Here is a 9,887-nt window from a genome sequence, read left to right as displayed (position 1 = left end):
CTCCTGAATTCCGGTAATTTCGGCGACCACCTCGACGATATTTGGCTCTTGAAAAGCAAAAATAATCTCTTCCAGGATCGGAGCGTATTTATCCATCTGCGCCGCTACGTACTTGTTTTCCCGGAGGCTCTTCTTAAGCATCATCGTGCTCTTGTCGGGGAATGCCGCATTGATTTCACGGGCTTCCTCTTCAGGCAAGAGGTTGTCGATATAGGTGCTTTGCACGACGTAGGAGGGGAAATCCTCCCGCAGGCGCGGAAGCTCTTCGCGAAGCCGCTTCTCAATTAATGCTGCGTATTGCTTTCTATTCAGCATGTCAACCCCTCTTCAATTAACGACGGATGCCTCAGTAATAGGCGTACACCTTCAGATATTTCGCCCGCAGCTCGGGAGCGACCTTCTCCAGGGTGGAGAGGTAGAACTCACGGATCATGCCTTTGTCGCCGTCGCTGAGCTTGGCGTAGCTGTTGGAAGCAGCAGTGCCAAGCTTGCCGGCAGTAAGAACCTGCTCGAACTCGCGGACGCGCAGTTTGCTGCGATCCAGCGACTTCAGAAAGTCCTGTACTTTTGCGGAGGAAAATGAAAGCTCGATTGCGGCTTTGACCGCGTTAAACGTCTGCTGGTCTTGCACAGGAATCACTGCCTGCTCGTACATCCAATCTCCTCAACAACACCGAAGCATCTGGAGCGGGAGACGGGAATCGAACCCGCGACCAACAGCTTGGAAGGCTGTGACTCTACCACTGAGTTACTCCCGCCCGCCTTACAGAAATCTGGAGCTGATGATGGGGCTTGAACCCATGACCTCTCCCTTACCAAGGGAGTGCTCTACCACTGAGCTACATCAGCTTCTTCTCATCCTGCCGATACTTCATGCGGCCTAGCAGGACGCGTACAGCAAAAAATCCCAGCAGAATCATGGTGAGGGAGCGGAACTTCCCCGGCTCCATTGTCTCCCAGGCTGCTGCCGCCAACCCAAGAAGCACCACCAGCGCGATGGTCATTCGACCGGAACCGCCCGCGCCCAAATCCATCGGCTCCGCCTCACAAACTTAGTGGTGCACAGGGGAGGATTCGAACCTCCGTAGCGCGTTGCGCGGCAGATTTACAGTCTGCTGCCATTAACCACTCGGCCACCTGTGCACATTGTCACCCCTACCGCACGCAACCCTGCATCACAACCCAGAACAACCGTTGAGATGGCAGGAAGTGCAGCCGGGAGGGGCGTTACTACCAAAACCTGCGCTGCCAGGGGAGCTAAATTGGAGCTGGCGAAGGGATTTGAACCCCCGACCGTCTGATTACAAATCAGATGCTCTACCAGCTGAGCTACGCCAGCCCAAACAGCAATCTGCGCTGCTGTTTTCAAGAGCAGCGCAGAATCAAATCTAGCACACAGACGGCTGTGCGTAAAACCGAGGGCGACGCAAACCGAAGCTAAAATACCCTTTGCTGCATCATTTCCAGAAATTCCAGCGTAATGGGATATCCGGAAGCCGATCCGAGTACCGAATCAACAGGGCAGTGGGGGCAGATCGCCGTTTGCCCATCGTCCACCCACTCCATGATCTCTGAGGGTGGGAATATTGAAAGGCAATAGAAGCAGCCACATACCTCACTGTGCTCAACTTCACCACGATGTTTTGTGCAATGCCGATGTGCGGCTTCCAGATCGAATTTCATAGCCTGTCTTGGATTGTCATGGATTGACCCTACCCGGAGCCATCACCAAGCGGTAAGTTCATTTGTGAGGGGTTATCTTTTCCTGCAGTCTCTCGTCCCACAGAGTAGTTCCTGAGGTGCATCCCTATGTTTCGTTCTCTAGCCCTTGGTACGCTGCTGATCCTTCCGCTCTCCGGGAGCCCGGCGCAGGACGTTACCGGCACACAACAGGAGGGGCCCGCATCCTCCAACGTCGGCGCACCGAAAGAACAGAAGACGCTGACCAACGATGCCATCATGCGCATGGTCAAGGCAGGTCTGGATGAAGACATCATTGCGCAGACGGTGCGGACCCAGCCTGGAAGCTACGCTACCGGCCCCGACGATCTCATCGCCCTGAAAGAAGGCGGCGTCTCCCAGACGGTGATCTCCGCCATGCTTGCCAAAAACTCCGGCATGATAACTCACACCGAGAAGCCGATCGACCTGCCTCCCGCTTCGTCACAGGTGGACGATATCGGTGTCTATTACAAACTGCGCGAGACGCAGGACTGGCAGCCGATGCCCATTGAGCTGGTGAACTTCCGCCAGGGCGGAGCCCTGAAGTCGACCCTCACCAACGGCATCATCAAGAAAGACATGAACGGCCACGTCAAGGGGCCGAGCGCAAAGCTCAACATGCGCGCCGGAGACCAGATCCTGATCTACACCCCGGGCGGCACGCAGCCGGAAGAATACCTGCTGCTGCGCTTCCGCCAACACGCTGACAATCGCGAGTTCCGCACTGAAACCGGTAATGTCTTTCACTCCGAGACCGGTGCCGAGCGCGACTCCGTCTCTTTCCAGCCGCGCAAGATCGGAAAGAACATGTACGCCTATGAGGTCCCGGACCTTGAGCCCGGCGAGTACGGTGTTCTGCCCCCGGGCAATGTGAATCAACGGGGCATGGCGAATGCGGGGAAGATCTATACATTTGCCATTGGCAAATGAGTTGAATCGTTGGTTGGTTGAATAGTTGAATGGTGGGCCGAAGTGGCCGAGTAAAACCATTCAACCATTCAACAATTCAACCATTCAACTTGCTCAGCATTCAGGAAACCCGCACAATCAATACGCATGCGAAAACGCACGCGGTACTCGCTGCTGATCGCCCTGGCGCTGCTTGGAGCGCTGGTGGTCGCCATTCTTCTGCGCAAGAGCGCTCCGCCTGAGGTGGCGCGGTTGTTGCCGGAGTCCGACGGTATTCTTTACCTCAACCTGAAGCCCATTCGCCTGGTCACGAAGCTGGACCAGAAGGCCATTACACGCACGCCGGACTATCAGAAGTTCGTCGATGCGACCGGTTTTCTCTTCGAGCGCGACCTCGATGCCGTGGCCTTCTCGCTGCACCGCATGGATGATCCCTCCGGTCCCAACGGTCCGGTGGCCTACTCGGAGGTCTTTGAAGGCCGTTTCGACGGCAAGCGATTGAGCGACTATCTGCGTTCGATCGCCAGTTCGACGGAGAACTATGCCGGCCATGAGATCTTCACCGTGCCGGTTGAGAACCGCAAGTTGCGGGTCACCACCCTCGGCTACGACATGGTGGCTGCCTCCAATATGCCAACGGTTGAGCAGATCCACTCCATCCTCGATCGCTACCGTGCCTCGGCCTCGCCCTTCTCCGGCTCCTCGTTACTGGGCGAACATTACAGTTCTATTCCACTGCTCTCGTTTGCCTGGGGAATCGGTCAGATCGGCCTGCCTTTGACCGAAAGCGGCAATATGAGCATGGGCGGCGTACAGCTTCCTCTGCCACAGGACGCGACCTTCGTCGCCTCGGCGCGTTTTGTCGGTTCGCTGCGCCTGCGTGTGGAGGAGATTGCAGCGAACGAACAGGCAGCATCCCGCGATGCGGGTAATATGAACATGCTGCTGACGCTCTTTCGTGGTTTTGAATTGAACCAGGCCCGGTCGGCTGAAGACACGGTGCTCCTGGAAGCGCTGGCAAACGCCAAAATCGAGCAAAAGAAGGAACGCGCGGTCCTTACCTCCACCATCTCGCTCGATGCGCTGCGACGAGCGTCCAATAACCAGAAGTAGAGCATTTTCCCTGTTGCTGGGTATTCCGGAAAAAGAGTGCAGCGGCGTTTTCATTGCGGAAAACGCCCATGGATGCGGAAGCCCTACTCTATACCTACAGGGAAAGTGCTCCAGGGGAAAGGCGGGCGTGGGGATTTGAACAACCGTTCGATTGCGCTTTTGAAGTGGATTATCTTTCCGCTCAGCCTGCTCCCGTTTGTGCGGGTCGCGTGGCATTTCTGGCTGGCAGCCAGCGGAACGCAGCCGGATGCTCTCGGCGCCGATCCGGTCAATACGCTTACCCACATCACCGGCGACTGGACGATGTGGTTTCTGCTCATCTCGCTGGCGGTCACACCCGTCCGCCGCCTGTCGCCGAAGCTGGCATGGCTGATCCGCTTCCGCCGCATGCTCGGCCTCTTTGCTTTCTTCTACGGAACATTGCACCTTGGCACCTATCTCTTCCTCTTCTCGGGCTATGACGTGAACGGAGCCTGGGAGGGAGTGAAGTCTGGGCATCTGAGCGTGTTGTGGACGAACTTCGTCGCCGTTTGGCCTACCATCCGGGAAGACGCGATGAAGCGTAAGTTCGTCCAGGTGGGCCTTCTGTGCTGGTTCATTCTGCTGTTGCTGGCGCTTACCAGCCCCCAATGGGTGCTGCGCAGGATGGGCGGCAAGCCCTGGCAGCGTTTGCATCGCTGGGTCTATGTTGCCGGAGCACTTGCAGTCATCCACTACTGGTGGCTGGTGAAGAAGGGCGTGCTTACGCCGTGGAGGGATACGGCCGTTCTGCTTGTGCTGCTTCTGGGCCGTCTCGCGTGGATGCTATGGAAGCGAAGCAAGACGCCGGCGGCTCCCCGCGCCGTGCAAACTGTATAAGACACGCCCTTCGCAACTTTCTCTGCCGGCTACGGTTCTAAACAGGCACGCGGAGGTACGTCCCCCATGCGCCGAGCGTTTGTTTGTTTTGCCGTAGTTCTTTTGCCTGCCATCCTGCTTCCGGCACAGATGGTGCGTTCCGCACAGATACCGAACTCGAAAGCTCCCAAAGCCGAGAAGGCTATGCCCTTGCAGCCCCTCACCGAGCGTGAGCGAGCGCAGCAGATTCTCAACCGGTTCACCTTTGGAGCGCGGCCGGGCGAGGTGGAGCAGGTCCTCTCCATGGGCGTCGACAAGTGGTTTGCCCAGCAGCTCGATTCCAACAGCATCAAGGATGACGCGGTTGCTCGGCGGCTGAGCGACTATCCCGTTCTGCGCATGACGCCGGATCAGGTGGTGCAGACCTTCCCGGCGCAGTTCGTGGTGCAGCAGGTCGCCGAAGGCAAGATGCCTAAACCGTCGGATCCGCAGCTGGCCGCAGTCTACGAGGTCGGCCTTTGGCGCTGGCAGAAGTCGCTGGACGACAAAAAAGTCGATGCGGACGGCACCAGCCACATGCCCACGCCGGAGCAGCAGGAGGAGCAGAAAAAGGCTGATCAGGCCACTGCTGCCCGTATCGCCGGGGAACTCTTCGGGATTGGCCGCAAGGACCGGATGGCGAACCTGCTTTCCCGGCCTGTGGCCGACCGCGCGGCCTTTGCGCAGTACGTTGCCGGAGAACAGCGCGACCTTCTGATCGGCGAGTTTACTCCGCGCGAGCGGGAATACTTCTATGCCATGGCCGCGCCCTCAGGTTCCAGCTACCGTGCCCTGCAGGAGCTGAGCGAGGCGAAGATGCTGCGCATGGTATTGAGCGAGCGTCAGGTGCAGGAGGTGATGACGGACTTCTGGTTCAATCACTTCAACGTCTACGGTCCGAAAGACTCCGACCAGTGGTATACGCCCGCCTATGAGCGGGACGCCATCCGACCCTACGCCCTGGGCAAATTCCGCGATCTGCTGATGGCGACCGCCAAGTCTCCGGCAATGATGGTCTACCTCGACAACTTCACCTCCATCGGACCAAACAGCGAGGCCAATGGCGGCAAACGCAAAGATGGCAAGCGCAACGGCCGCGGCCTGAATGAGAACTACGCCCGCGAGGTGATGGAGCTGCACACCGTCGGCGTCAACGGCGGCTACTCGCAGGCCGATGTGACCCAGCTTGCCGGTATCCTGACAGGCTGGAGCGTCGATAACCAGAACCTCGGTGGCAAGTTCGTCTTCGATCCGAAGAAGCATGAAGCCGGTGAGAAGCAGTGGTTCGGACAGACGGTTCCTGACGAGCCGCAGAACGGCCAGCAACAGGGAATCATCGCCCTGACAAAGCTTGCCTCCATGCCGCAGACGGCGCACTTCATCAGTTGGAAGCTGGCGCAGCGCTTTGTCGCGGACGACCCGCCTCCCGCACTGGTCGATCGCATGGAGGCAACCTTCCTGAAGACCGACGGAGATATCAAGCAGGTGCTGCTCACGTTGGTGCACTCGCCTGAATTCAGTACGCGCCGTTACTTCCGCAACAAGGTGAAGACGCCGCAGGAGTTTCTCGCCTCAGCCTTCCGCGCCACGGCAACCGACCCCGGCAATCCCGGTCAGATGGTGCAGACCCTGCGCCAGATGGGAATGCCTTTTTACGGCAAGCTGGAGCCGACCGGCTACTACATCACCGCCGATCACTGGATGAATACCACCGCTTTAATTGACCGGCTGAACTTTGCCATGCAGTTGACGCAGAGCAAGTACGGCGGGCAGAAGTTCGACTCGTCCCGTCTGCTTGCCGTCGGCCTGATGTCGCAGCCTTCGGTCTCCGGAGCACTGAAGCCGGTCAGCACCCCCGTGAGTAACGGCGAGGTCCGGACGGTGAAGATCATCGATTCGGTCTCGTCTGTGCACGGACGGACGCCTTCGCCAATAACCGGTATGGACGTCGCTCTGGATGTGCTGGAAAAGACATTGGTGGGAGGTCCGGTCTCGGAGAAGACGAACGCCCTGATCCATCAGCAGGTTGCTCAGCCGGCGCCACAGGCGCAGACCGGATCTCAACTCGATCAGCGCCAGGCACAAATCGCTCAAACCCAACCCACTCAACCGCAACAACCGATGAGTCCGCCCGACACGCTGAATATGCTGACGGCTCTCGTTCTCGGTTCCCCGGAATTCCAGGTGCGATAGCGATAGCTTTATACCGGTATAAAGCCGTTCTGGGCCGGGACAGCTTCGTGTGCCTCTTCCAGCCGATCGATGGTTTCCTGCAGCCGCCGAAGATCGAAAGCGCGGCGGAGCACGTAGACCGGAACGTTCGAGACAATGGCCCCTGAGGCGGCGAAGAGAGCTGCCCGGCGGCCAAGCAGCTCTCCTGCCCGGCGGCGGAAGACCTGTTGTTGGACCAGCCGCAAGGCTTCCATCCCGGTTTTCCGGAGAAGGGCGGTAGGTTCGCCGGCTTTGGCACGCTCCAGAAAGTAGATAGCAGCCAGGGGAGTGGTCTTCCGCGAGAAGGCGGATACGTTCTCAAAGCGGAAGTGGTACTTGCCCTGCAGCGCCGCATGGACGCCGGACTGTTTCAGGTCGGGCAGGATCTCCAGCGACTGCGGCAGCAATTTGACGCGAGGAAAGGCTGGACGCACCGACCACCCCTCGGTTGTCGGCTCCAAAGCGCAGACATCGTCCGAGAGCATGGCGTGTCCCCGTTGGGTGAGGGCCGCGGCAAGGGTCGACTTGCCAGCTCCGGAGTGGCCGGAGAAGATGACCGCGCGGCCTCCCAGGCTCAGGCAGGAGCCGTGCAGAGGGAAGATGCTCCGCTGATGACAGATTATGCCGAGACCTGTGCCATACAGGAAGTTCCGGACCTCGATCGGATCTGCGCCGGGTTCGACCCGCAGCCGGATCTCACGGCCGTCCTTCACGGAAAACGTACAGATGGCGGGAATCTCAACGCGGCCGAGAGCGGGCGCTTCGATGTGAAAATTGGACCAGACCGTGGGCGCCTATTACGGCCTGGACACGATCGGCAGCGAAATCTGGCGGCGGCTGCAGCATGGACCCGAGGTCGGCGTTATGGTGCGTGAGCTGGCCGAGACCTACCATCACGACGCGGCCGAGGTGGAGCGTGACGTGCTCGCACTGATGGAAAAGATGCGAGAGCAGAACCTGATTCGCCGCGTGTCATGAGCCTGAGCAGCAAAAGTAGGACCAGTAAATTCGGATCATGGCGTGAGATTCCCATCGCTGCCGAGGCGACAGCGTGGCTTTTTTTTTCGTGGCTGGTGCTGGACGTGCTTCCCGGCAAACTCTACCGCCATTGCATGCAGCCCCGGCTGCGGGCTCGTGAGTTCACGGAAGAGCAGGGCCTGCGGCAAATCAAGCGCGTGAGCTGGGCGGTGCAGCGTACCTCAATCCGCCTGCCCTGGCGTTCGGTCTGCTTCCATCGCGGGATCGCGGCGCACCAGATGCTGCGCCGGCGTGGCATCGCATCGACGCTGCACTACGGCGTCAATCCCAAAGAAAAGCTGGCGGCACATGTATGGGTTACTGCGGGTGGGCGCCCTGTTGTGGGGGTGCGTGAAGCTGTGGGTTACACCCAGATTGCTGTATTCCCCGATACGGCGAAGAACAAAGGAACCAGCGTTCTGAATACGCATGCCAGTTTTCGCTGAGAGTAGCTAAGGCGCGTGCTGGGGCTTAGCGCAGATTAGCGATCCAATACCCAAACAACGCCAGGCAAAGTGCTGCAGCAAGGAAGGTGACAGTCTGGCGGGTCAGGTATTTTTCACGGCCTGCGGTCATGCGCGGCAGCAGGGGAACACCCATTGCCAGGCCACACAGAAAGCCGCCGACGTGGGCGCTGTTGTCGATGTGAATGCCGGTGTCGCGGAGCAGTGTGGCCAGTCCGATAGCCAGGTTCAGGATGGCGAACTGAATTACTGATCCACGCAGCTTCTTGAGTTCAGGCCAGGGGATAGGAAGCCTGCGGTTCGAGAGCAGCACGATCAGGATTCCGGCCAGACCGAAGACCGCGCCGGAGGCTCCCGCGCCTGCCGAAGAGTAAAGAGGGCACCAGTTCCGGTCCCAGGCGCAGAGAATGACGTTGAAGGCCATACTCAGCAGGTTTCCGGCGGCGCCAGTCAGGATGTAGACCGCAAACATGCCGCGGCGGCCCAGAAGAGGTTCTCCCAGAAGCCCCAGGTTCCATAGGCACCACATGTTGGTTGCCAGATGCAGAATGCCGACGTGGACGAACATCGCCGTCAGCAGGCGCCACCATTGTCCCTCCAGAACCAGCTCGGTGATGTTGGCGCCATAGTGTTGCAGATCCTGAGGAGAGGGCAGTGTCAGCGAAACCCCATGTAGCACCATCCATAAAAAGACAGCGCAGTTGACGCCTAATAGTGTGTACGTCGCTGGGGCCGCGAGAAAACGCCAGCCGGAGCGGTTCGCCTGCGGCTGTGGCCCGGGTTCGGGCGGCAGAACATCAGGTTGCGGTGCAGAATGGGGGGATTGTTCGGCGGGGTCCATCAAATGGGTCTTGCTTCCTTCAGGGTAGCACTTCGCGATCGGATGCTGGCTTGGCTTAGGCCGGTGTCATGAAAAACGACAAGGCCCCGGACATTGCCGGGGCCTTGTACATCTTAGAGAGCGAAGTCAGGCGCGCTTGTAGCGCTCCCGCCCGTCGTCGGAGATACGCTCCTGCAGCATTCCGTTCAACACCTTGGGAGCGGGAGTCGCAACGGCGACCAGCACCCAGGCAATCGTGGAGAACAGCAGGCCGGCTACGGCGGCGTCCTTCATGGTTAAAGCCCATTCCACACGCCGCAGATGCAAGTGGGCCAGTGCGACCTGGGACAAACCGGCATAACGATGCAGGATAGCGACCGCAATAATGAAGGCAAGTACTGAAAGCGTGCTGACAACGATCAGAGAGACGTCGACGGTACGGTGCAGTTGCTGACGACTGCGGCAATGGTCGCATGCTGCCAGATGGCGCTCATAATCGACCCGCATCTCCGGGGTTAAGCCCGAGATGTCATACCGCCATCCGGAGAGAATATCGCCAACTACTTGATCGGTGCATTCCGATGTGCGCATGCAGCTCCTTCCTGGCACAAAACCATAGTGTTCATGGGGAATGTGAATTCCATTTTACAAAGATTTGACTTTCTTTCGATCTAAAAAGATTCTCTGTTTCAGTGTCTTACAGGCAGATCGGTTCCAAGGGCAGATCCTGACGTGCAAGCAGGACTTTGTTGCCC

The 9,887-nt window shown here is 58.8% G+C and carries 12 protein-coding genes and 4 tRNA genes; 6 read left to right on the top strand and 10 right to left on the bottom strand.

Features of this window, described 5'->3' with window-relative positions; all coding sequences use genetic code 11:
* From AB4043_RS06910 to AB4043_RS06880, 7 genes are all read right to left on the bottom strand, one after another.
* Positions 1–315 (bottom strand): hypothetical protein (locus AB4043_RS06910; protein ID WP_442306736.1); only part of this gene is annotated, 315 nt, incomplete at its 3' end.
* A gap of 31 nt (positions 316–346) precedes the next feature.
* Positions 347–655, bottom strand: coding sequence for a hypothetical protein (locus AB4043_RS06905; protein WP_442302749.1), 309 nt, complete (start codon positions 653–655; stop codon positions 347–349).
* Between the two features lie 28 nt (positions 656–683).
* A tRNA-Gly gene (locus AB4043_RS06900) sits at positions 684–758 on the bottom strand.
* Between the two features lie 16 nt (positions 759–774).
* Positions 775–849: transfer RNA gene (locus AB4043_RS06895), tRNA-Thr, on the bottom strand.
* Entirely contained in the window at positions 840–1,034 is a 195-nt protein-coding gene (locus tag AB4043_RS06890; RefSeq protein ID WP_442302750.1) for a hypothetical protein, read from the bottom strand. Before AB4043_RS06890 ends, AB4043_RS06895 begins: the two co-directional genes overlap by 10 nt.
* Before the next feature lie 22 nt (positions 1,035–1,056).
* A tRNA-Tyr gene (locus AB4043_RS06885) sits at positions 1,057–1,143 on the bottom strand.
* A gap of 120 nt (positions 1,144–1,263) precedes the next feature.
* A tRNA-Thr gene (locus AB4043_RS06880) sits at positions 1,264–1,339 on the bottom strand.
* 470 nt (positions 1,340–1,809) lie between these two features.
* On the opposite strand from AB4043_RS06880, the gene AB4043_RS06875 reads away from it, so the two are divergent.
* The 4 genes from AB4043_RS06875 to AB4043_RS06860 all read left to right on the top strand — a co-directional run bounded on the left by AB4043_RS06875 (position 1,810) and on the right by AB4043_RS06860 (position 6,813).
* On the top strand, positions 1,810–2,652 hold the full coding sequence (locus tag AB4043_RS06875) for a hypothetical protein (protein WP_442302751.1): 843 nt from the start codon (positions 1,810–1,812) through the stop codon (positions 2,650–2,652).
* 126 nt (positions 2,653–2,778) lie between these two features.
* The gene (locus AB4043_RS06870; RefSeq protein ID WP_442302752.1) at positions 2,779–3,744 is read left to right on the top strand and encodes a hypothetical protein; all 966 of its coding nucleotides are present in this window, start codon (positions 2,779–2,781) and stop codon (positions 3,742–3,744) included.
* Between the two features lie 135 nt (positions 3,745–3,879).
* The gene (locus AB4043_RS06865) at positions 3,880–4,602 is read left to right on the top strand and encodes a sulfite oxidase heme-binding subunit YedZ (RefSeq protein ID WP_442302753.1); all 723 of its coding nucleotides are present in this window, start codon (positions 3,880–3,882) and stop codon (positions 4,600–4,602) included.
* Between the two features lie 66 nt (positions 4,603–4,668).
* Entirely contained in the window at positions 4,669–6,813 is a 2,145-nt protein-coding gene (locus tag AB4043_RS06860) for a DUF1800 domain-containing protein (RefSeq protein ID WP_442302754.1), read from the top strand.
* Between the two features lie 8 nt (positions 6,814–6,821).
* Here AB4043_RS06860 and AB4043_RS06855 read toward each other — a convergent pair whose 3' ends face one another.
* On the bottom strand, positions 6,822–7,544 hold the full coding sequence (locus tag AB4043_RS06855; RefSeq protein WP_442306735.1) for an HPr kinase/phosphorylase: 723 nt from the start codon (positions 7,542–7,544) through the stop codon (positions 6,822–6,824).
* A 61-nt stretch (positions 7,545–7,605) separates the two neighbouring features.
* Here AB4043_RS06855 and AB4043_RS06850 point away from each other — a divergent pair, with 61 nt between their 5' ends.
* Both AB4043_RS06850 and AB4043_RS06845 read left to right on the top strand, forming a co-directional pair.
* Complete coding sequence (locus AB4043_RS06850) at positions 7,606–7,809, top strand: PqqD family protein (protein WP_442306734.1); 204 nt, start codon at positions 7,606–7,608, stop codon at positions 7,807–7,809.
* Positions 7,806–8,294, top strand: a complete 489-nt coding sequence (locus tag AB4043_RS06845) for a lasso peptide biosynthesis B2 protein (RefSeq protein ID WP_442302757.1) — start codon at positions 7,806–7,808, stop codon at positions 8,292–8,294. The genes AB4043_RS06850 and AB4043_RS06845 overlap by 4 nt, the downstream gene beginning before the upstream one ends.
* A gap of 25 nt (positions 8,295–8,319) precedes the next feature.
* Here AB4043_RS06845 and AB4043_RS06840 read toward each other — a convergent pair whose 3' ends face one another.
* Positions 8,320–9,153, bottom strand: a complete 834-nt coding sequence (locus AB4043_RS06840) for a rhomboid family intramembrane serine protease (protein ID WP_442306733.1) — start codon at positions 9,151–9,153, stop codon at positions 8,320–8,322.
* Positions 9,154–9,279: 126 nt separating this feature from the next.
* Positions 9,280–9,723 (bottom strand): hypothetical protein, encoded by a 444-nt coding sequence (locus AB4043_RS06835; RefSeq protein ID WP_147649418.1) that lies wholly within the window; start codon positions 9,721–9,723, stop codon positions 9,280–9,282.
* Between the last annotated feature and the right edge of the window lie 164 nt (positions 9,724–9,887).

It is taken from the genome of Terriglobus sp. YAF25, assembly GCF_052113305.1.
GTDB lineage: Bacteria > Acidobacteriota > Terriglobia > Terriglobales > Acidobacteriaceae > Terriglobus.
The sequence above is the reverse complement of the archived record's forward strand: the minus strand, read 5'-3'. Positions and strand labels throughout refer to the sequence as shown.

Bases quoted from the DNA above. Each gene is read 5' to 3' on its own strand.
- AB4043_RS06860 (WP_442302754.1), top strand. From the start codon at position 4,669: ATGCGCCGAGCGTTTGTTTGTTTTGCCGTAGTTCTTTTGCCTGCCATC.
- AB4043_RS06905 (WP_442302749.1), bottom strand. From the start codon at position 655: ATGTACGAGCAGGCAGTGATTCCTGTGCAAGACCAGCAGACGTTTAAC.
- AB4043_RS06840 (WP_442306733.1), bottom strand. From the start codon at position 9,153: ATGGACCCCGCCGAACAATCCCCCCATTCTGCACCGCAACCTGATGTT.
- AB4043_RS06845 (WP_442302757.1), top strand. From the start codon at position 7,806: ATGAGCCTGAGCAGCAAAAGTAGGACCAGTAAATTCGGATCATGGCGT.
- AB4043_RS06875 (WP_442302751.1), top strand. From the start codon at position 1,810: ATGTTTCGTTCTCTAGCCCTTGGTACGCTGCTGATCCTTCCGCTCTCC.
- AB4043_RS06870 (WP_442302752.1), top strand. From the start codon at position 2,779: ATGCGAAAACGCACGCGGTACTCGCTGCTGATCGCCCTGGCGCTGCTT.
- AB4043_RS06835 (WP_147649418.1), bottom strand. From the start codon at position 9,723: ATGCGCACATCGGAATGCACCGATCAAGTAGTTGGCGATATTCTCTCC.
- AB4043_RS06890 (WP_442302750.1), bottom strand. From the start codon at position 1,034: ATGGATTTGGGCGCGGGCGGTTCCGGTCGAATGACCATCGCGCTGGTG.